The organism is Streptomyces sp. AK02-01A (genome assembly GCF_033795305.1).
Lineage (GTDB): Bacteria > Actinomycetota > Actinomycetes > Streptomycetales > Streptomycetaceae > Streptomyces.
Genome location: NZ_JARBAE010000002.1, coordinates 189,489 through 210,194 on the forward strand (window position 1 = coordinate 189,489; position 20,706 = coordinate 210,194).

Here is a 20,706-nt window from a genome sequence, read left to right on the forward strand (position 1 = left end):
ATCAGTCTCCCGGTCCTTCGGGTGCTGTCGGCTGCCCGCCGTCCCGCGCGGACGGATCATCGGAGGCGCCGGCCGGAACGCTCTTCGCGATCCGGTCGCTCCTGGCCCGTGCGACGGAGCGGCGCAGCACGCGCGCGGTCAGTTCCCTGACGAGATGGCGTTTGTAGTCGGCGCTGCCACGGCGGTCGGTGACCGGTTCGCAGGACGCCGCGGCGATCGCACCGGCCTCCGTGTACAGCTCCTCCGACGGAAGCCGCCCGCGCAGTGCGCGCGAGATCTCCGGCAGCCCCATGCTGTTCGGTCCGACGGCCGCCAGCCCCACGCGCGCGTCGGCGATGACCACACCGTCCAGCCAGACGGCCGCGCCGGCCGAGGCCACCGCCCAGTCCCCCGCGCGCCGCTCGACCTTCTCGTACGCGCTGGAACCGTACGGCCGGACCGGGAAGCGCGCCTCGATCAGCATCTCGGCGTCGCCCACGGCCGTCTCGTACGGTCCTCGGTGGAAGTCCTCCATCGCGACCAGCCGCCGGCCCTCGCGGCCCTGGATCACACAGCTCGCGCCGAGGGTCGTGCACACGGCGGACAGATCCTCCGACGGATCGGCCTGACAGAGTGAGCCGCCGAGCGTGCCGCGCTCGCGCACCACCGGGTCGCTGATCATCTGCTCGGCGTCCGCGAAGATCGGAAACGTCTCGGCGAGAGCGGTGGATTCCAGCATTTCGCGATGGCGGGTCAGGGCACCGATACGGATCCGGTCCGGCTCCACCTCTATGTAACGCAGCTCCGCGGCGAGATCGTTGATGTCGATCAGATACGCGAAGTTGGCCTGGCGCAGTTTCATCATCGGGAGCAGGCTGTGACCGCCGGCGACCAGCCTTGCCGCGTCTCCCAGCCGATCGAGAAGCCCGATGGCGTGGTCGACGCTGGTGGCACGTTCGTACGCGAACGGCGCGGGAACCTGCATCAGCGGTCCTTCTTCCCGCCCCCGCTTCTCATGCTTCTCATGACGTCGTCCCGGTCGTGACAGCGCCTGTCTCCTGACAGCGTGCTGCTCATCACTGCGTGCTACTGCTCATGACGCCAAACCTGCCATTTGGCCGCCATTGAGCCCTTTGTCCTCGTCATTGGGCTCTTCGGGACGGAGAAAGTCAACAGCGACTTAAGGTGTCGCTTAAGTCGCTGTTGTCGCGGTCTCGCGGCTGCGTACTGTCGCTGCCGCCGGTGCGCGTACGCACGCTCCGTTATGTGGGATCAAGAACGGGACGGTGCCCGGTCTTCGGGATCAGAACGGAATGGCGCCCGTTCCCGAGACCCGCAGCCGACCGCTGCCGATGGCGGTGTGCGTGGCCACGACGGTGCCCTCCTGGCCGTCGGGGAAACGGATCTTCACATCGGCGCTGTCCAGAGCCGCGTAGAAGTCCTCACCCGCTTCCCTGGTCTGGACGCTGCCGCCCCACTGGCGCACCGCGCCGGAGAGACTCGCGCTCAGTGTGGCTTCGACTTCGATCTCGGAGTCGCCGGCGACAAGAGTCGCGGGCCCCTGGTAGTTGCTCACGGGCCCAGTGTGCGCCCAAAGAGGCCCGGCTCCCGCCAAGGCCGCTCGTATGATCTGCCAGTCGAGCGGCGCCGGCGCCGCACTGTGCCGCGACGGCGGAACGCCACGCCGGCCGACGCGGCCCTGTGCGCCTTCCGGCCCGCCAAGAGGGTCCACCGAGAGGGGACCGCCGTCATGAACGCCGCGTCCGGCGACACAGCGGCGCGGCGGCCCCATCCGTCATCGGTGTGTCAGCGCTTGGCCGCCGCCAGGTCTTCGGCGATCTTGTCCGCCGGAGCGGGGCCGGCCGGCGCGTCCATGAACTGGGACGGCGACTTCTCGGCGTAGGGCACGCCGTAGACCGGCGTACCCGGCTGGAACCGCCAGCCTTCCGCGAGCGGACCCGCGTCCACGGTGTCGAAGCCGAGAGTGTCGATCAGCTCCGCCGCGTTCACCTTGGCGGTGGCGTCGTCACCGGCGATCGGCAGTGCGCTGCGGTCGGCCGCGCCCGACGGCCGCGGAAGGACGGCGAGGTGCTTGAAGAAGATGTTGTTGAAGGCCTTGACGACATGCGAGCGCTCCAGGTGGCGCTGGAGAAGCTCACTGCTCGTCGTCTCACCCGAGTCCAGCTCGGGAAGCTTCCCGTCCCGGTCCGGGTAGTAGTTGTTGGTGTCGATGACGGTCTTCCCGGCCAAAGGCGCCGCCGGGACCTGCTGATATGCCTTGAGCGGGATCGTCACCACCACCCAGTCACCCGCGGCCGCCGCCTCCTGCGCGGTGCCGGCACGAGCTCGCGGACCGAGCTCCGCGACAAGCTCGGAGAGGGTTTCCGGGCCTCGCGAGTTGCTGAGCACCACATCCAGACCGGCGCCAACCGCCAGCCGTGCGAGCGCGCTTCCGATATGTCCGCTGCCGATGAGTCCAAGAGTAGCCATAGAAGGAAGAACGCGTGATCCGCGCGATTCCTTCCGCACCGGCCCGCGAAATCCCGCACCGTCCTGCGCGAGGCCGGCCGCTCTCCGAGTGCCGCGCGGAGGAGCTCCTTGATACGGGAACCACCCGCGTCCGGGCGCGCGCCCCCGGCCAGGGCCACGCGTTGACAGCCAACCGCCGGATGAATGTAATGGAGCCGGTGTCGCGTGACGCCGGCCGAAGAGCAGTGGGCGGGCCGGTGATCGGGCGAACACCTCTCACAGGGGATCTCGCCTTGAGTCCATACTCCGCACCCCGTATCTGACGTCAGCGCGTCCGCGCGTCGTCCCGCGCGTCCGCGGTCCCGACATCCCGTACGACCTCGGCGTGCCATGCCTCCTGACGGCCATCACCTCGGGAGCCGTCTGTCGCCGCGCGTATCCAGTCGGTGTCCGTCTCCGGACGAATATCCGCGCGCGATCGACACCCGCCGCGCGCGGCGCGCTCGTCGTTGTATTCCGCCGTCACCCGTCACCGCGCTCGGCGCGGACCATGCCTTTTCTGGAGAACCGAAGCCGTATGCCCACGTCTTTCAATCAATCGGTCATCGATGAGTTCCGCGCCCATGAAGGAAAGGTCGGCGGTCCCTTCAAGGACGGTGATCTCCTTCTGCTGACGACCACCGGCGCACGGTCGGGGACGGAACACACCACGCCACTCGGTCATGTCCGCGACGGCGGCCTGCTGCTGATCGTCGGCTCCAACCTCGGCGCCGCGCACCACCCGGACTGGTACCACAACCTGCTCGTCCATCCCGTGGTGCGGGTGGAGATCGGCAGCGAAGTGTTCGAGGCCATCGCGGTCCCTGCCGAGGGCGCGCGGCGCGAGGAACTGTTCGCGCGCTTTGTGCGGGACGCGCCCGGATACGCCGACTACCAGGCCCGGACCGCCCGGCCGCTGCCGGTCGTCATACTGGAGCGCGCCGAGCCCGACTCCTGGGAGCAACCGCGTGAGGTCAGCACTCTCGCCGACAAGCTCATGGAGGTCCACACCTGGCTGCGCGCCCAGTTGCGTCACGTGGGCGCGGAGGTCGATGCGCATTTCGCCGCGCACGCCGCGTATGACGGCCACGGCGAGCCACCGGTGCCACGCCTCGGACTGCAGATCCGTCAGCGCTGTCTGGCGTTCTGTCAGTCGCTGGAATTCCATCACACCAGCGAGGACGCACACCTTTTCCCTGGGATCGCGCACTATCACCCGGATTTGGCCGACACTTTCGGCCGGCTCGGCGACGAACACCGTACGATCGCGCGCGTCCAGGGCGAACTGGCCGCGCTGCTGGCCGACATCGGCGCCGCCGATCCTCAGCGTTTCCGCGTCGAGCTGGACCGGATGTCGAGAGAACTGAACGCGCACCTCGACCACGAGGAGGAATCGCTCCTTCCACTGCTGGCCGAGGTCCCGTGGCCGCCGTCCGCACCGCCGCCGGACACGGCGGAAGGACCCGTCACCTGACAGATGGCCGGTGCGGCCGTCGCACCGGCGCGTGTCGCCGTGTCCGGCGCGGGACGTGAGACTCCCGCGCCGGCACCGGTCTTCGGTCTCCGGTCGCCAGTCACCAGTCACCAGTCACCAGTCACCAGTACGGATACTGAACTGGCCTGCGTCGTCATCCTCTTCACTCAGCAGGCCGGACGCATGTACGAAATCCGCCACCGGATCCCGGTAACACCCGGTGGCGGACACTGAGTTCAGGTAAGAGTAGACAAGGAAGCCGTCACGGGCAGCCCAGCACCGTTCGACAGCTTCCGCTTCCCGGCACCGAATTCAGGGAATTACTCGTTCGAGTTCAACCAGAATCTCCGGCCCGACGGGCCCGGGCATTCTGGCGATGCTCACGGGACCGCGAACCACGCGGCCGGGCCGACACAGACCGCCCATGCCGCCGCGTCCACCGCTACGGCGACCGAGTAGGTGATCACAGAGAATATCGGACCGGCTTTCGATTTCGCCGACGCGAGAGCCTCCGACTTCCCTGCTCACCACGTACGAATGGAACATTTGATGGCCCTGCCTGACGGAACGGAAAAGGTTGTTCACCACGCCATTCGGTACGGAATCGGCCGCGGCCCGGACATAGCCGACCAGGCCGCTTTCGCCGGCATCGTCGACGGATCCGGCGTGGCGAGCGCCGCCGCGTCGTTGACGAAGAATGCCTTCGCGGCCGCGTCGGGGCGTCGGACGGGCGCGCTCGTACCGGCGAACAGAACGTACCGGCCCAGTCGGCGCGGCGACGCCCGGCCTGTCGAACGAGGAGCGAACTGATGGCCACACCCTTGACCGCCTCGGCGGCGCTCGCCGCTCTCCGGGCGGAAGGCGTCGTCGTTGTCGAGGTCGGGTCCTGGCGGACCCACAACCGCAACTCGGTGGGCGCCTGGGGCCCGGTGAACGGCTCGGTCGTCCACCACACCGTCACCAAGGGCACCGCGAACAGCGTCGCGATCGTCCGGGACGGCTACAGCTCCCTGCCAGGACCGCTCTGCCACGGCATGATCGCCAAGGACGGCCGGGTCCATCTGGTCGGCTGGGGCCGCACGAATCACGCCGGCGGCGGCGATCCCAAGGTGCTGGAGCAGGTGATCGCCGAGTCCTACGGCTCCCGCCCGACGCCGCCCACCAGGGGCAACGCGGACGGCGTCGACGGCAACTCCCGTTTCTACGGCTGGGAGTGCGAAAACCTCGGCGACGGCAAGGACCCCTGGCCCGCCGCCCAGTACAACGCGATCGTCCGCGTCCAGGCGGCCATCTGCCGAGCGCACGGCTGGACGGCCAAGTCGGCGATCGGCCACCTGGAGTGGTCCAACGACAAGATCGACCCGCGTGGCTTCTCCATGGTCGATCTGCGAGCCGACATCGCCGAACGCCTGACCCACCCCGCCAACTGGAACCCGACCACGCCACCCGAAGAGGAAGACACCATGGCCGGCATCACCAAGAAGGACATTTTCGACGCGGTCTGGTCCACCGACGCGATCGCCGCACCGACCGACGCTCCCGACGTCAAGACCAACCCGACCTGGCAGGCACAGTCCCTGCTCAAGGACGTCGTCGCCCGGGTCCGCGGCCTGGAGAAGACCGTCGCCGCACAGACGGCGGCCATCGCCGCGCTGGCCGCCGCGGTCGGCGGAGACGACGACACGGCCACCATCGTCGCCGCCGTCCAACAGGCCATCGCCGACGCCGTCGTCAAGGTCGACGTCGACATCACCGGCGCCTCCAACTCCTGACATCTCACACCCGACTTCTCACACCTGACCACAGGAAGCGGATCGTCGTGCGCTCCGGGCTCGGCATCGTCCGGCCGGGACGGGCGTGATCCACGTCGCGATGTGCAACGTATGTGGCATACGGACCCTCCACACACAGGAGACCCCCTTCCTCTGATCTACAAGGAAGGGGGTCTCATCTGCGCTTGTCCGTCTGTGGGCGCGGACGGTTTCGAACCGCCGACATCTGCTTTGTAAGAGCAGCGCTCTACCCCTGAGCTACGCACCCGTGGATGAGGCAACAGCGTACATGGCCAGGAGGGCAGGCCCGCAAACCGCAGGTCCGGACAGCAGCCGAGAGATGCGGCCGCGGCGCACAGGGGGCGAGGGGCGGGTATCCCAGCACCGAGACGGTGGGCGGCCGGATCGGCCGCCGAGGCGTCCGCTCGCCCTGTCCGCCGCGAGGAGGTCGCGAGCGACCGCCACGCCCGGATCGGTCCGGCCGCGGCTCACCGGCATGGCCGACCAGGTGGACACCGTGAGTAACAACGGAAAGATCGAGATCGATCTGCCCAGGTCAGGCACTCCATACGCCGTGCGGGCGACGAGCCACAACGGCCAGGTCCAAGTGGGCGTTCCGACCGACGACGGCAGCACCCATGTGCTGAACGCGCGCAGCGACAACGGGCAAGTCACTGTACGAAGTGCGAACTAACCGGCTCGTGTGTTCGTCCTTACCTGGTGGGAGAATGGACCGGGCAGGCGAGCACGGGAGAGGGATGTGACGGCGACACACACGCGGCCGCGCACAGGAGCGAAGGCGAGTGCCGTCCGTGATGTCCTCACGCTGATGCTGCTGCCGGTGCCACTGATCGTTGCCGCGCTGCCGGGCGCCTTCGCCGGCGGGGGCACGCGACGCTGGTTCGGCGGGCGCGGCGAGAGCCAGCGCGCCGACGCACAGGCCGCCAAGGACGCCGCTGCCGCCGCCTTCTATGAGCTGGACACCGCCCAGCGCGATCTGCGGATCTCGATCGAGACCATCACCGCTGTGGACAGCTCGCCGGGAGCCCGCAAGGCCGTGGACGACTTCGCGGCGCTGGGACAGCGCATCGACGAGGCGAGCCGCGGCTATATCAGCGCCGTCGACGCGCACGATCTGGACCGCGACGATCTTGAGCCCTCGACCGCGTCGAAGGCGCGCGGCGAGCTGACAAAGGCCAAGGACGAGCTGGAGCGGGTCAAGGTCGAGCTGGACCGGTTCGAGCAAGGCCTGGGACCGCTGCTCGACAAGGCCGAGACGCAGTTGGCACGGCTGGCGCCTTCGGTGGAGCGGGCCCGGCAGGCACTCCGTTCCGCGAGCAACGCTCTCGATGTCGTGCGCGGCTCCGGACTGCGGGCGGACGATCTCGCCGCCCGGCTCGCCGTGCTCGGCCCCGAGCTGACAAAACTCAACCAGGGTGCGGGACAGCACGGTGTGGCGGAGACACTCCAGCGCGCGGACCGGGTCGTCCGGGACGCCGAGTCCGTACGCGTCGAGGCGGAACGCCTCCCGGAGCGCGCCCAGGAGATCGACCGACGGCTGGTGTCGCTGCGCACCCGCGCGCAAGCCCTGACGAACCGTGCCGGCTCGGTGGAGCCCGTGCTCAGCGAGCTGCGCCGCCGCTTCACCGCCGCGTGCTGGCAGGATCTGCAGCACGTCCCCGACGAGGCGGCCGGCAACGTGCACCAGGCCGAGGAGAAACTCAAGGAAGCCGGCAAGGCACGGGAAGAGCAGCGATGGGCGGACGCGACGGCGTTGCTCAGTACGGCACGAGCCCTGCTGAACAGCACCGATGAGGCGGTCTCCGCTGCCGGTGACAGGCTGCGACGACTCAATGCCGTCTCAAAGGATCCGCAGCAGGAAATCGACCGCACGCGGTTCGCGATCCGGGACGCACAACGGCTGGCCATGAGCGGACGGAATACGCCCGAACCTCGCCATGCCCGTCCGCTGGACGAGTCCGTGGCCAGGCTGGACCGGGCGGTGGCCGCGCTGGAGGGCCGCCATCCCGACTACTGGCATTTTTTGACGGAGACCGAGGCGGTACGCCAGACCGTGGCCCATGTCGTTTCGGAGATCCGCGAGGAGCGCGGAGCGGGGGCCGGGCATCGCGCCTGAGTTGTCCACCACCGGCTGTGGACGGATGCTGGACCTACGTACGTATCACCACTAGCCGTGCACCGCCAAAGGAGGCCGCCCATGGCCACCCAAGCGCTCCGTCGGCCACCTCGGCGCCGGCATGTCAGGCTCGACGAACAGCTTCCCGTCGATCACCGGCTCAATCAGGTGTACCGCATCGGGGCCGGAGTGACCGGCCTCATTCTCATCGTTTTCGGGATCCTCGGACTGATCGACAAGATCGGCTTCTTTGACACCGGGGGCGCCCGAGTCGCGGGCCTGAGCACCAATGGGTCGCTGAGCGTGCTCTCCATCTGTGTGGGCCTCCTGCTTCTCATCGGCATGGTGATCGGCGGAAATATCGCTTCGACTCTGAATATGGTCCTCGGCGTCCTTTTTATCGCGAGCGGCTTCATCAATCTCGCGCTGCTCGACACCGGCTTCAATTTCCTCGCCTTCCGCATCCAGAATGTGCTGTTCAGTTTTGTGGTCGGCGTGATGCTGATGTTTTTCGGTATGTACGGGAGAGTCAGCGGCAGCCTGCCGCACGACAACCCGTACTGGCGGGCCCGCCATCCTGAGCAGGCGGAGCGCGAGCAGCTCCACAGGGCCAGGGGCGGCAGAGGCCAGGTGGGAGTCGGATAGTCGGAATCCGGATGGCTGATCCCTGCCTCGGATAGCCTGACCCCATGCCTCGCTACGAGTACCGCTGCCGCTCCTGTGGTGACACCTTCGAACTCAGTCGACCGATGTCGGAGTCCGCCGCTCCCGCGTCGTGTCCGGCAGGGCACAACGACACCGTGAAGCTGCTCTCCACCGTCGCCGTTGGCGGAACCGCCAAGGGCGGCGCCCCGGGCCCTGCCCCGGCGGCCGGTGGTGGCGGTGGTTGCTGCGGCGGAGGCTGCTGCGGCTGACCCGCCGGGCAGGCAGGACAGGGCTCACGTGTCCAGATAGCGCAGTACAGCCAGGACCCGACGACTGTAGCCGGTGCTTCCGGTCAGTTCGAGCTTCTCGAAGATCGCATTGATGTGCTTCTCGACAGCGCTCTGGGAGATGTGCAGCCGCTGCGCGATGCTCGCGTTGGTGTGCCCTTGCGCCATCTCGGCGAGCACTCCTTGCTCCCTGTCGGTGAGCCGGGACAGCGGATCGGTGCGATGGGAACGGGCCAGTAACTGCCGTACGACCTCCGAGTCGAAGGCCGCCCGGCCGGCGGCGACCCGCTCCAACGCGTCCAGAAACTCGTCCACTTCGACGACGCGGTCCTTGAGCAGATATCCCACACCTTCCGACTCTCCGGTCATCAATTCGGTCGCATAGCGCTTCTCCACATACTGGGAGAGGACAAGCACGCCCACGGCCGGCCAGCGCTTCCGGATCTCCAGTGCGGCGCGCAGACCCTCGTCCGTGTGTGAGGGCGGCATCCGGACATCGGCCACAACGACGTCCGGCTGCTCCTTCGAGACCGCGACGATCAGCGCATCGGCGTCGGCGACCGATCCGATCACCTCATGGCCTTCCTCCATGAGGAGCCGTGCCAGCCCCTCCCGGAGCAGGGTCGAGTCCTCGGCAAGGATTACTCGCATGGGATCTCCGCGGTGATGGTGGTGGGGCCGCCGGGCGGACTCCTGATGTGAAGCAGTCCGTCGAGCGCGGCGACGGCGGGCCAGGCCGAGGAGACCGCTGCCCGCGGGGTCCGCGCCACCCTGACCGTAGTCCTTTACGCGTATGCGCAGCGTGCGCGCTTCTTCGAGGACCTCAACCTCGATACGTGGCGCACCGGAGTGCTTGACGGCGTTGGTGACGCTCTCCGCGACCACGAAATAGGCGACGTTCGCCGCGGTCTTCGTCGGCTCGGTCTTGAGGACACATCTCAACCGCACGGGGAGCGGAGAGCGTTCCGCCACGGTCTCCAGCGCCGCCCGGAGTCCCGCCTCGTCGAGCACGGTCGGATAGACGCGCCAGGCCACTTCACGCAGCTCCGTCAGGGCCTCACGGCTCTGCTCGTGGGCCTGGCGCAGCAGTTCGTCCGCGCGTACGGCGTCGCTGCTGCGCCGGGCGCGGCCCAACAGCATGCCGAGGGCGACGAGCCGCTGCTGAACCCCGTCGTGCAGATCCCGCTCGATGCGCCGGCGTTCGTCATGGACGGCGTCCACGACTCCGGCGCGACTGGTGGCGAGCTGCACTATCCGGCGTTCCAACTCCTCCTGATGGCTGGGCCCGAGGAAATGCCGGGCCAGATTCCCTTCGAGCGCGGCGACCCCGAAGATTCCCTGCAATGCCAGAAAGAGAAGGAAGAGCCCGCCAAGGCTGCCCACCACGACCACGCCGGGGCTCTGGATGTCGATGATCAGCCAGGCGTAGACGAAGAACGTGCCATACCCACCGCCGATCAGCACGGACAGCAGAACGACCGCGCCGAGCAGTCCGAGCGTCCAGCGCACGGCGAGATAGCGCAGCACGCCGCCCGGTTCATAGGCACCGGAGACCCGCTCGCCGAGCAGCGTACGGAGCCGGTGACGCTCCATCTCGACCAGATTCCGGGCGCAGGCCGAGAGCGGACGCATGACGGCCTGCCGGCCGCGCGGCCAGGCGAGCACCAGCAACAGCGCGATGCCCGCGAAGAGAGTGAAGAGCAGCTCGACGAGCGCCGCGCCGCTACCGATGAAGAGTCCTGCCGAGAGCCGCAGCCCTCGGCGTACCACCGCTTTCATGATCAGTCACGCTAGTCGGGCGGCACCGGGACGCGCACTGCGGAAAACCTCATTGTTCCTTGCGGTCGGCTTCAATGCGCCTTCGCCCGCCGCTGCTTAGCGTTGAATGCATGATCGAGAAAAGCGCGGTTACACGGGTCAACGATGTGATGGACGCTCTCCGGCCGATGGACACTCTCCGCGGCGCCGGATGGTCAGGCCAGGGTCTGAGCGGCGGCGAGGCCGAGGCGTCGGAGGATCTCCTCGCCCGCCGCGACGCCTGTCTCCTGGAGCGCGTCCACATGCGGGGCGCTCCAGCCGGTGTCGGCGAGTTCACCGTGGCCCGGGCGCCAGGCGCGGTCAGCGGCGAGCAGCATATCGGCGTCGAGCAGCGAGTCACCGGCAGCCAGGGTCAGTTCGGCTCCGGTGCGACGGGCCACCTCGCGCACCGCGGCGCTCTTGGTGAGCGGCTGCGGTACGGCGTAGATCTTGCGCCCCTGGAGGGAGACGCTCCAGCCGCGGCTCCCGGCCCACAGGGCGAGTTCCTTCACCCAGCCTTCGGGCAACAGGGCCCGGTCCACGACGAGATAGGCGAAGAGATCCTCCGCGATCCGCTCCTTGAGGAGCCATGCGGGGTCGGCGGCGGAGAGCAGATGGGCGCGGACCTCGGCGAGGGAGGCGCACTCGTCGTCAAGCCGGCCGGCCACCTGGGCCGCCCAGTCGCGGTCGGACACTCCGTCGACCAGGAGATGGCCGCCGTTGGCGCAGATCGCGAAGCGCGGGGCGGGTCCTGGCAGATGGATGCGTCCATACTGCTCACGAGTGCGGGTGGTCGTCGGTACGAAGACGGTGGTGCGGGAGAGCTGGTCCAGGAGCCCGGCGGCCGTCTCTGTCAGATACGACAGGGGTCTGTTCTCATACACCTCGACACAGAGCAGCCGGGGAGCGTCCGCATCGGGCATCGGAAGCTGGAGTGCCGCGGCCGAATAGATGAGAGTGCGGTCCAGGTCGCTCGCGACGAGGGTCGGCGGCTTCGAGAGAGTGCTCACTTCGCGGTCACAGCCTTGCCAGTCGCGCCGGTCGCGCCGCGGGTGTACTGAGGATGGATCAGCCCGACGGAGGTGTACGGAAGGCCGTCTACTTCCTCCACGGGCACACCGCGTTGTTCGGCCAGCAGCCTGACATGGTCGAGGTCGGTGCCCGCGCCGCGCTGGGCAAGGATCTTCCAGGGAACGCGGCGCAGCAGGACGCGCGTCGTCTCCCCGACACCCGGTTTGACGAGGTTCACATCGTGGATGCCGTACTCCTCGCTGATCCGCTCGACGGCCGCCCAGCCGGCCCAGGTGGGGGCACGGTCCGCTGTGAGCATCTCTTTCACCTCACCCTCGACGGCTTCCGCGACCTCGTCGAAGCGGGCCGCGACAGTGTCCAGGAAGTAGGCCGAGACGTCCGTGCCGGCAAGTTCGCGGTAGTACTTCGCGCCGTGGAAATCGTGCGGGCCGACCAGATCGGCTCTGAGGACCGTACGGGATATCAGTCCGGAGACAGTCGAGTTGAGGCAGGCGGAAGGGATGAGGAAGTCCTCGCGGGTGCCATAGGTCCGCACGCAGCCGCCGGGGTCGGCGAGGACGGCGATCTCCGGGTTGAATCCGCCGAACTCGGTGAGGGCCTCCGCCAGTTCGCGGGTAATGGCGCCTTTGCCGGTCCAGCCGTCGACGAAGACGACATCGGCTGGGTCGTGGTGGGCGGCAAGCCAGCGCAGGGCGTTGGCGTCGATGCCTCGGCCACGGACGATGGAGACGGCGTAGTGCGGCAGATCCAGGCCGTGCCGCCGCTGAGCCCAGCGCCGCATCAGTACGCCGACCGGCGTGCCCGCACGGGCCAGGGAGACAAGTACGGGGCGGGGTGATCGTTCGGCGAGCACGGTCTCGGTGACGGTGCCCACGGCCCGCGCGATACGGGCTGCCGAGGCATCCAGAGCGGACTTGAAGAGCTCCTGGTACTGGGCGCTCGGCTGGTATTCGACAGGAAGGGATTCGGCATAGTGCGCGCCACCGTTCTGCACGGCCTCCTCGCGTTCCTCCGTGGGCGCCTCCAGTTCCACATCCGACATGTCCTGGAGGAGCCAGCCCACATCGTCGGGCGCGTAGGAGGAGAAGGCGGGACCGCGAAGGGGCTCGGGCAGCATGGGAGGTTCCTGCCGTTCGGAGTGGTGCGAGGGGCCCGGAAGGGAGGACGACGACGGGACATACGAGGGGATGACGGTAACGAGGACACGGGGTATGTGCGCGGCGAGCTGCGCCAGCAGTCCGTCAGGAGCGTGCAGCTCGGAGGAGTCCGCCACGGAGTCGATGACGGCGACCACGGCGTCGAAGCCCGCACCCGCGACGTTGTAGGCGTACCGGTCGCCGATGCCGTCGCCGTCCGGGAAGGCCGCGGTGTCATGCGCGGGGAAGACCAGACGGCTACGGATCGCGTATCCGGGATCGTCCACGGCCAGTACCGGCGACCGCGTCGTGGTGGAGTACCTCACCTCCGCCTCGACTGTCCGCTCCAGCGCTTCGGCCAGCCGCAGAGGGGCATACATCAGCTCCTCGAAGCCGAGTATCAGGACGCGGCGCGCGGCGCCGAGCTCAGCGGCGACGGCGGCCGCCATGGCGGGCAGCGAGGACTCCAGCCGGATCCGGTGGGCCGGGGTGAAGCCGTGTCGTCCGCCGTCGGGCACTCCGGCCGGCCAGTCGAGCGGCACGCGGACCGCATGGGCCCCGGCGACGCCTCCCGCGCCGCTTCCGGAGTCCTCTTCGTGTGGCGTCGGCACCGGCGTCGGGGCGGAGGCCGGCGCCGGTGCGGCCAGGGCCGAGGTCAGTGCCTCCTGCTCCGCCACGAGCCGCCGGCCCTTCTCCAGGACGCCGTCCGGGAGCCGGACCGTGCCGGACGCCAGGGTGACCAGATCGACGCGGGCCCCTATGTCCCGGGCGAACTCGGCGAGCCGGCCGTGATCGGCGGCGGAGCGCATGTCGACCAGAGCGACCACGACATACCGGGTGCGTGGATAGCGCTCATGGAGGTCGCGGATGGTGTTGAGGACGGTGTTGCCCGTGGAGAACTCGTCATCGACAAGGACCAGCGGGCCGTCGCCGGTGAACAGTCCGGGATCCTCGGGCAGCAGCAGATGCGAGGTGGCGTGCGAATGCGACTCCTCAAAGCCGCCCGCCCTCGCGACGCCCGCGACCGGGCGGCGCGTCGAGTGGAGATACGGAGAGCGTCCCATCCCGTCTGCGACCGCGTGGCCGAGGCCGGTCGCGGTCTCCGCGTAACCGAGCACCACTGCCCGCTCGACGTCCGGGCCCAGAAGGTCACTCACGCGCTTTCCGAGTCCGAAACCGGTCCCGTATACGACTCGGGGGCTCTGAGGCACATGTTTACCCAGCACATTGGAGACCAGGAGGTGAGCCCGCTTGGGGTTGCGGCGCAGGGCCAGACCCATCAGATCCCGTAGTTCTCGGCCACCGACGAGTTCGACTCCCAGCCGTTCAGCGACCCATGTGCCCGACCACACCATATTGGCGATCTCTTCTCTCGCTGACGACGCGGCCTCAACGAGCCGGCCTGCCTCCAGGGACCGGTCCCTCACTGGCCGGTCTGCCTTCCCGGGCCGGTCGGCCCGGGCGGACGACTCCGGCCCGGTCACCGGCCGAGGCCGGCGGTGAGCAGCTCCACGAAGCCGATGTCCTCCCGTGCGACACCGAAGACCTCGGCCCGCTGGATGGTGCGTACGGCCCAGGCTCGATGGGGTTTCACTTCGTTCATTTTGTTCGTGTACGCCGAGCGCAGCACCCCGCCACCGCCGCGCTCGGGCCGCAGGATGTCCTGGGCGTCGCTGAACTCCTCGTGGCTGACGACCGACAGCGCGTGCACGGGAGGGACATGGGAGGGATGAATGCAGGTCTTGCCCTGAAGGCCATTGGCCCGGTCGAGTTCGATCTCGCGGAGCAGCCCGTCGAGGTCGTGTTCGATCAGTGCGGTGCGCAGCTCTTCGGCCCGGCCTTCGAGGAACGGACTGCGTCGGAGTTGCGGTTTGAACATGCGCTCCTGCAGCCGGAAGTACTCCCAGACCGGGCCGGTGATCGTAAAGCCAGAGCCGTCGGCGCGTCCCAGCACGTTCACCACGTCCGCGATGACGCCGGCCACGATCTGTACGTCGTACGCGGTCATGTCGGGCGAGCGGCGCAGGCCGTACGCCGAGCAGAAGTCGGTGACTCCGAGTCGCAGGGCGAGCACCCGGTCGCGGTATTTGTCCACGACGTTGGCAATTCCCGTGAGCGTCTCGGTCCTGGTCTCAAGGTGCAGCAGCTCCGGAGATTCGAGCACCGGCATCGCGTACAGCCTGCGGCCGCTCGCGCTCTCCGCCTCCGCGAGCGCTTCCAGGAAGGACGTCCCGCGCTCCTCGGTGAACTTGGGCAGTACAAATCCGGACAGCAGTCGGATCGCCGGTCCCAGCCGCCTCGCCAGGTCCGGGATCTGCTCCGGCTCACGGACACGGATGAACAGCAGCGGGACCTCCGCGCCCCGCTCGTCGAGATCCTCGAACTGCCGGACCAGATTGGCCTCGGCCGCGGGGACCTCGGAGTCGTCGATGGAATCCTCCAGGCAGAGCACCATGGACACGACTCCACGCCCCGCCTGCTTCAGCACATCATCGGCGAGCCCGGGCCGGGTGGCCGGGCTGTAGAGCGTGGCGCCGAGAGCCGCCGACAGCACCCTGGCCGGTGAGTCGGCGGTGAACTCGCACGGCTCCTGATGGAACAGGCCCTCGCGAGCAGTGGGCGGGATATGCCCGAAATGACGCATGTGGATCCCCCGTACTGCCGTTATGGCCCGTTGGTCATGTGGCCGGTAATAGTACGTATGGACGCGTGTCGCAAGTTCCCCGGCCGCATGAAATTCTGGTAACCCATCCGCTTCAGTTCCGTGTCCGCGACGTGGTGAAGAGGCCCCCACGTTGTCCGCGTGGCGATGGGAAGGCAGGATGACCGGCATGACGCACGCGATGCTGAAGGGCTCGAACGTCCCCCTCGATGCCATGGCCGTACGAGCCGTGCTGCGCTGGTCCCCGGGCACCGGCGTGCCCGATGTGGACGCCTCCGCTCTGCTGCTCGGGCCCGAGGGCCGGGTGCGTTCGGATGAGGACTTCGTCTTCTACAACCAGCCGCGGCACCCTTCGGGGCTGGTGCGGCGGCTGCCCAAGAAGCAGGTCGGTGAGGGACTGACCGATGCGGTCGAGGCCGACCTCGCCGCGCTCGACCCCTCGGTCGACCAGGTGGTGCTCGCCGCCTCGTCGGACGGTGCGAGCTTTCAGCATGTCAGCGATCTGCGGATACTGCTCTACGACGCGGGTTCGGCCGACGGCGAACCGCTGGCCTTCTTCGATGTCCGCCCGGAGACCGGCGAGGAGACCGCGATCATCTGCGGTGAGCTCTACCGGCGCGGTGAGGGCTGGAAGTTCCGTGCGGTGGGACAGGGCTATCCGAGCGGTCTGGTCGGCCTGGCCACGGCGTTCGGCATCTCGGTGGACGAGACGGAGGAGGCCGTCGACGACCCGTCGTCCGTCTCTTCCACCAACGACACGGTGGCTGTCGAGCCACCCGTTCAGCGGCCGCCGCTGCCGGCCCAGCCCGCCACCGAGCCACTCGCACCGTCGGCGTACGGATACCCCCAGCCCGCCCTGCCGTCGGCCCCGCCCGCCTATGGCTATCCGCAGCCCGTGTCGTCGCCGCGGCCCGCGTACGGATATCCGCAGCCGGCCGCCGCGGCGGCTCCCGCGCCCGATCCCCACTTCCGGCTGCCGCCGATGGGGCCGCAGTTCGCCGGTCAGTAGACACTCGCCGCCCCGGCGGTCGCGGTCGCTCCTGCCGCCAGGGCCTCCCCCGTACAAGGCCGCCCTCAGGTCTTCGTCTTGTAGCCGCGCCCCCACTGCATGCCCCAGCCGTACAGCCGGTCCAGCTCCGCCTGGAAGCCGTAGACGAACTTCACCTCACGGCGCACGATCAGCTCGCCCTTGACGCTCTCCAGCGAGAACACCGCGCACGACCGGGCCTGAGGCGCGTGCTCGTCGAGTTCGATCTCGATACGCGGCCCGTTGCTCGGGTAGAGCGTCACCTTGGCGTGCGTACGGTCGAAGGCGGGCGTCTGGTCGTAGATGTAGACGAAGACCAGCAGCCGCTTGATCTCCTCCTGGTGGTCGAGATTGACGAAGATCGTCTCGCCGGACGGAGCGCCGAACCGGTCGTCGCCACTGAGCTTGACGTACGGCGGGCCGTTGAGATCCCCGAAGAGGCTGCCCAGCGGCTGGACCACACCCTTGCTGCCGTCGGTCAGCTCGTACATGCAGCCGATGTCCAGGTCGACATTGACCACGCCCTGCGTATGGGCCTGCACCACTTCGGGCTTGAAGAGTTTGAACGGATGCCGCAGGAGGCCGCCGCTCCGCCTCGACCGTCCTTCGATGTCGGACGAACGCATCCGCCAGGAGAGGTTCACCCGAAGATTGCCGGTCGCCGCGCCCTGCTTGGAGAGCGAGACCGACGGATGCCGCTTGGTCAGCTCGATGGAGTTGGAAGCCGCATTGCCCGAATCGAACTGCGTAGCCCTTTGCCCCTGCCACAGATTGTCCCAGAAGGCCATGCCCACCCCACCCCTGTCGTCGTCAACTCGCCACCATCGCTCGTAACAACGGGGCGGCCGGGAGGCTTCCGCCTCCCGGCCGCCCCGTTCAGAGCGTTCCCAGAATCCCCTCCAGGTCACACCCCGGAGGACCGGCTCACCAGAGGGCTCACCGGAGCACGGCTCAGACGCGCAGCGCCGATTTGTCGTCGTTGGGATCCTTGCCGGCCTCCTCCGCCTCCAGCGCCTTGTTGCGGCGCACCGAGGACCAGAAGGAGGCGGCGATCAGGACGACTCCGATCAGACCGGTGATGATCTCGTTGATCGAGTGCTCGATGGTGATCAGCAGGATGACGGCGAGCGCACCGATCGCGTAGTGCGCGCCGTGCTCCAGGTAGACGTAGTCGTCCAGAGTGCCCTGGCGGACCAGATAGACCGTGAGCGAACGGACATACATGGCACCGATGCCGAGGCCCAGCGCCATCCAGAAGATCTGGTTCGTGATGGCGAAGGCGCCGATCACGCCGTCGAAGGAGAAGGACGCGTCCAGGACCTCAAGGTAGAGGAAGAGGAAGAACGCGGCCTTGCCCGCCAGGCCGACCGCCGAGACCTGCTTGCCCTCGGCCCTGGCCTTCTCCTCTTCCTCGTGCTCGTGCTCCTCCCGCTCCTCCAGCCGGTTCTCGAAGAAGCTCGAAAGTCCGCCGACGACGAGGTACGTGATCAGGCCGCCGACCCCGGCGAGCAGCACGGTGGCCGACTTGTCCTGGTAGCCCGTGCTGGTGTGGGCGTGGGTGGCGAAGGTGAGTGCCGTGACCAGAAGAACGATCAGCGCGATGCAGACCGACAGCATGTCGACCTTGCCGAGCTTGGCCAGCGGGCGCTCCAGCCAGCCCAGCCACTTGATGTCCCGGTCCTCGAAGATGAAGTCCAGGAAGATCATCAGCAGGAACATGCCACCGAAGGCAGCGATCGCCGGGTGGGCGTCGGTGACCAGGGATTCGTACCGGTCGGGGTTGTCCACCGCGATCTGGACGGCTTCGATCGGCCCGACCTTGGCGCTGATGGCGACAATGACGACGGGGAACACCAGCCGCATGCCGAACACCGCGATGAGGATGCCGACGGTGAGGAAGATCTTCTGCCAGAAGGCATTCATCTTCTTCAGGACCCCGGCATTGACGACCGCGTTGTCGAACGACAGCGAGATCTCAAGGATCGACAGGATCAGTACGATCCCGAACGCCTCCCACCCCCACTGCCAGGCCGCGAAGGCGAGGCCGACCGCCGTGATGGCGATCGACCAGCCGAAGGTTTTCAGGATCACTGGTTACCCCATCTGGTGATTAACGGGTTTCCCCCGCGCAGAGCACTGCTTTACGAAACGTTGACCCCGAAGTCTAGAGCGATGCCCCGAAGTCCGGACGCGTACCCCTGTCCCACGGCCCTGAACTTCCACTCGCCGCCATAGCGGTACAGCTCGCCGAAGATCATCGCCGTTTCCGTGGAGGCATCCTCACTGAGGTCGTAGCGCGCGAGTTCCTGTCCGTCGGCCTGGTTGGCCACGCGAATGAACGCGTTACTGACCTGTCCGAAAGTCTGGCCGCGATTGTCGGCCTCGTGGATCGAGACCGGAAAGACGATCTTGTCGCAGTGGGCCGGCACCTTGGAGAGATCGACGAGAAGCGACTCGTCGTCGCCCTCGCCCTCACCCGTCAGATTGTCACCCGTATGTTCGACGGATCCGTCCGGGCTGGTCAGATTGTTGTAGAAGATGAACCACTCGTCGCCGAGCACCCGGCCCGACTGGCAGAGGAGTGCGCTGGCATCGAGGTCGAAGGGCGCTCCGGTGGTGGAGCGCGCGTCCCAGCCGAGCCCGACCAGCACCTGGGTGAGGTTCGGTGCGGCCTTGGAGAGGGAGACATTGCCTCCCTTGGCGAGTGTGACGCCCATGATGGTGAGTCCTCCCCGAGGTGGTGTGGTGCCGTGCTGCCGGGCATGGCGCGCCTGACGTCATGCCCGTTCAAGCCTTCTTCATGCCGTTCGTCGCGCACCGATGCGCGTACGACGCGGCGACGCGCGCGGGCGGCCCGGGATCCGCGCTCCCCCTGAGCGCGTCCGGCGCCGCACAGGACTGTGCGGCGCCGGACGCGACGGGACGGATCGGCTCAGACGTTGACGCCGAAGTCCTGTGCGATACCGCGCAGACCCGAGGCGTACCCCTGGCCGATGGCGCGGAACTTCCACTCCGCGCCGTTGCGGTAGAGCTCGCCGAAGACCATCGCGGTCTCCGTCGAGGCGTCCTCACTCAGGTCGTACCGCGCCAGTTCGTTGTTGTCGGCCTGGTTGACCACGCGGATGAAGGCGTTGCGTACCTGGCCGAAGGACTGCTGACGGCTCTCCGCCTCGTAGATCGAGACAGGGAACACGATCTTCTCGACGTCGGCGGGGACCGCGGCCAGATTGACCTTGATCGCCTCGTCGTCGCCCTCGCCCGCACCGGTGAGGTTGTCACCGGTGTGCTCGACGGATCCGTCCGGGCTCTTCAGATTGTTGAAGAAGATGAAGTTCCCGTCGATGGCGACCTTGCCCTCGGAGTTCGTCAGCAGGGCGCTGGCGTCGAGGTCGAAGTCGCTGCCGGTGGTCGTACGGACGTCCCAGCCCAGACCCACGGTGACCGCGGTCAGATTGGGCGCGGCCTTGGTCAGCGAGACGTTTCCGCCCTTGCTGAGGCTGACTCCCACGAGTCCTCCTTATGGTTTCTCGGGGCCGGCAACCGTGGCCGGCGGCTGACCTGGCGAGATCAGTGGCCGGCGGCGCGGGCCGCGCGCCCCCTGGTGCGTTGGCATCGGATCAACGAGTGGATCCTAGTGACCGGTTCCCGGTCACTGTGCGATTTCCGACTGACACCCCGGGCCGTGGAGAGCGCTTCGCCCGATGGACTCAGCCCCGGGTCAGAGCGCCGCCAGCGCCTTGATGTATTCGTTGAGGTCCCTGGCGTCCGGCAGGCCGTGCACCACCGTCCAGCGCACGACGCCCTCCTTGTCGATGATGAAGGTGCCCCGCACGGCGCATCCCTTCTCCTCGTCGAAGACGCCGTACGCGCGCGAGATCTCGCCGTGCGGCCAGAAGTCCGACAGCAACGGATACTCCAGGCCCTCCTGCTCGGCGAACACACGCAGAGTGTGGATGGAGTCGTTGGAGACGGCGAGGAGCTGCGTGTCGTCGTTGACGAACGCGGGCAGCTCGTCCCGCAGGGCGCACAGCTCACCCGTGCACACACCGGTGAAGGCGAACGGATAGAAGAGCAGCACCACGTTCTTGGGACCATCCGGCCCGCGGAAGTCGGACAGCCGCACGGTCCGGCCGTGGTTGTCCTTCAGCTCGAAGTCCGGGGCGATGGTGCCGACCTCGATCGCCATGGGTACACGTCCCTTCACTGGCCCGGCAGATGCCTTCCAGCGTACGCACAAGGCCCCCGCCGAC

The 20,706-nt window shown here is 68.0% G+C and carries 19 protein-coding genes, 1 tRNA gene and 1 pseudogene; 7 read left to right on the forward strand and 14 right to left on the reverse strand.

Annotation, left to right across the window (positions count from 1 at the left end):
* Position 1 precedes the first annotated feature (1 nt).
* The 3 genes from PV679_RS03260 to PV679_RS03270 all read right to left on the reverse strand — a co-directional run bounded on the left by PV679_RS03260 (position 2) and on the right by PV679_RS03270 (position 2,469).
* Positions 2-964: a xanthine dehydrogenase family protein subunit M gene (locus PV679_RS03260; protein ID WP_319678672.1), complete on the reverse strand. Its 963-nt coding sequence runs from the start codon at positions 962-964 to the stop codon at positions 2-4.
* 318 nt (positions 965-1,282) lie between these two features.
* Complete coding sequence (locus tag PV679_RS03265) at positions 1,283-1,555, reverse strand: DUF4873 domain-containing protein (protein ID WP_319678673.1); 273 nt, start codon at positions 1,553-1,555, stop codon at positions 1,283-1,285.
* 230 nt (positions 1,556-1,785) lie between these two features.
* Positions 1,786-2,469 carry an NADPH-dependent F420 reductase gene (locus PV679_RS03270; RefSeq protein ID WP_319678674.1) on the reverse strand — a complete coding sequence of 228 codons (684 nt, stop codon included), beginning with the start codon at positions 2,467-2,469 and terminating at the stop codon, positions 1,786-1,788.
* Between the two features lie 556 nt (positions 2,470-3,025).
* On the opposite strand from PV679_RS03270, the gene PV679_RS03275 reads away from it, so the two are divergent.
* Complete coding sequence (locus PV679_RS03275) at positions 3,026-3,961, forward strand: nitroreductase/quinone reductase family protein (protein WP_319678675.1); 936 nt, start codon at positions 3,026-3,028, stop codon at positions 3,959-3,961.
* An 809-nt stretch (positions 3,962-4,770) separates the two neighbouring features.
* Entirely contained in the window at positions 4,771-5,733 is a 963-nt protein-coding gene (locus PV679_RS03280; protein WP_319678676.1) for an N-acetylmuramoyl-L-alanine amidase, read from the forward strand.
* Positions 5,734-5,929: 196 nt separating this feature from the next.
* Here the strand turns inward: PV679_RS03280 and PV679_RS03285 are convergent.
* Positions 5,930-6,001, reverse strand: a tRNA-Val gene (locus PV679_RS03285).
* 249 nt (positions 6,002-6,250) lie between these two features.
* Here PV679_RS03285 and PV679_RS03290 point away from each other — a divergent pair.
* The 4 genes from PV679_RS03290 (at position 6,251) to PV679_RS03305 (ending at position 8,784) form a co-directional block, all read left to right on the forward strand.
* The gene (locus tag PV679_RS03290) at positions 6,251-6,427 is read left to right on the forward strand and encodes a hypothetical protein (protein ID WP_319678677.1); all 177 of its coding nucleotides are present in this window, start codon (positions 6,251-6,253) and stop codon (positions 6,425-6,427) included.
* 66 nt (positions 6,428-6,493) lie between these two features.
* Positions 6,494-7,870: a hypothetical protein gene (locus PV679_RS03295; protein ID WP_319678678.1), complete on the forward strand. Its 1,377-nt coding sequence runs from the start codon at positions 6,494-6,496 to the stop codon at positions 7,868-7,870.
* Positions 7,871-7,951: 81 nt separating this feature from the next.
* Complete coding sequence (locus tag PV679_RS03300) at positions 7,952-8,515, forward strand: DUF4383 domain-containing protein (protein WP_319678679.1); 564 nt, start codon at positions 7,952-7,954, stop codon at positions 8,513-8,515.
* Positions 8,516-8,559: 44 nt separating this feature from the next.
* Positions 8,560-8,784 (forward strand): zinc ribbon domain-containing protein, encoded by a 225-nt coding sequence (locus PV679_RS03305; protein ID WP_319678680.1) that lies wholly within the window; start codon positions 8,560-8,562, stop codon positions 8,782-8,784.
* 24 nt (positions 8,785-8,808) lie between these two features.
* On the opposite strand, the gene PV679_RS03310 is transcribed toward PV679_RS03305, so the two are convergent.
* From PV679_RS03310 to PV679_RS03330, 5 genes and pseudogenes are all read right to left on the reverse strand, one after another.
* Positions 8,809-9,453 (reverse strand): response regulator transcription factor, encoded by a 645-nt coding sequence (locus PV679_RS03310; RefSeq protein WP_319678681.1) that lies wholly within the window; start codon positions 9,451-9,453, stop codon positions 8,809-8,811.
* A pseudogene (locus tag PV679_RS03315) lies at positions 9,444-10,581 on the reverse strand (sensor histidine kinase). Before PV679_RS03315 ends, PV679_RS03310 begins: the two are co-directional and overlap by 10 nt.
* Positions 10,582-10,775: 194 nt before the next feature.
* Positions 10,776-11,609 carry an HAD family hydrolase gene (locus PV679_RS03320; protein ID WP_319678682.1) on the reverse strand — a complete coding sequence of 278 codons (834 nt, stop codon included), beginning with the start codon at positions 11,607-11,609 and terminating at the stop codon, positions 10,776-10,778.
* Positions 11,606-14,122 carry a phosphoribosyltransferase gene (locus tag PV679_RS03325; protein ID WP_319678749.1) on the reverse strand — a complete coding sequence of 839 codons (2,517 nt, stop codon included), beginning with the start codon at positions 14,120-14,122 and terminating at the stop codon, positions 11,606-11,608. The genes PV679_RS03320 and PV679_RS03325 overlap by 4 nt, the downstream gene beginning before the upstream one ends.
* A 125-nt stretch (positions 14,123-14,247) precedes the next feature.
* On the reverse strand, positions 14,248-15,411 hold the full coding sequence (locus PV679_RS03330) for an HpcH/HpaI aldolase/citrate lyase family protein (protein WP_319678683.1): 1,164 nt from the start codon (positions 15,409-15,411) through the stop codon (positions 14,248-14,250).
* 187 nt (positions 15,412-15,598) lie between these two features.
* Here PV679_RS03330 and PV679_RS03335 point away from each other — a divergent pair, with 187 nt between their 5' ends.
* Positions 15,599-16,438 carry a TerD family protein gene (locus PV679_RS03335; protein ID WP_416069642.1) on the forward strand — a complete coding sequence of 280 codons (840 nt, stop codon included), beginning with the start codon at positions 15,599-15,601 and terminating at the stop codon, positions 16,436-16,438.
* Positions 16,439-16,503: 65 nt separating this feature from the next.
* Here PV679_RS03335 and PV679_RS03340 read toward each other — a convergent pair whose 3' ends face one another.
* From PV679_RS03340 to PV679_RS03360, 5 genes are all read right to left on the reverse strand, one after another.
* Positions 16,504-17,244, reverse strand: coding sequence for a Tellurium resistance (locus PV679_RS03340; RefSeq protein ID WP_319678685.1), 741 nt, complete (start codon positions 17,242-17,244; stop codon positions 16,504-16,506).
* Between the two features lie 163 nt (positions 17,245-17,407).
* Positions 17,408-18,547 (reverse strand): DUF475 domain-containing protein, encoded by a 1,140-nt coding sequence (locus tag PV679_RS03345; RefSeq protein WP_319678686.1) that lies wholly within the window; start codon positions 18,545-18,547, stop codon positions 17,408-17,410.
* A gap of 50 nt (positions 18,548-18,597) precedes the next feature.
* Positions 18,598-19,173 carry a TerD family protein gene (locus tag PV679_RS03350; RefSeq protein ID WP_046502757.1) on the reverse strand — a complete coding sequence of 192 codons (576 nt, stop codon included), beginning with the start codon at positions 19,171-19,173 and terminating at the stop codon, positions 18,598-18,600.
* A gap of 215 nt (positions 19,174-19,388) precedes the next feature.
* On the reverse strand, positions 19,389-19,964 hold the full coding sequence (locus tag PV679_RS03355; RefSeq protein ID WP_319678687.1) for a TerD family protein: 576 nt from the start codon (positions 19,962-19,964) through the stop codon (positions 19,389-19,391).
* 210 nt (positions 19,965-20,174) lie between these two features.
* Positions 20,175-20,642 (reverse strand): peroxiredoxin, encoded by a 468-nt coding sequence (locus tag PV679_RS03360; RefSeq protein WP_319678688.1) that lies wholly within the window; start codon positions 20,640-20,642, stop codon positions 20,175-20,177.
* Positions 20,643-20,706: the final 64 nt, after the last annotated feature.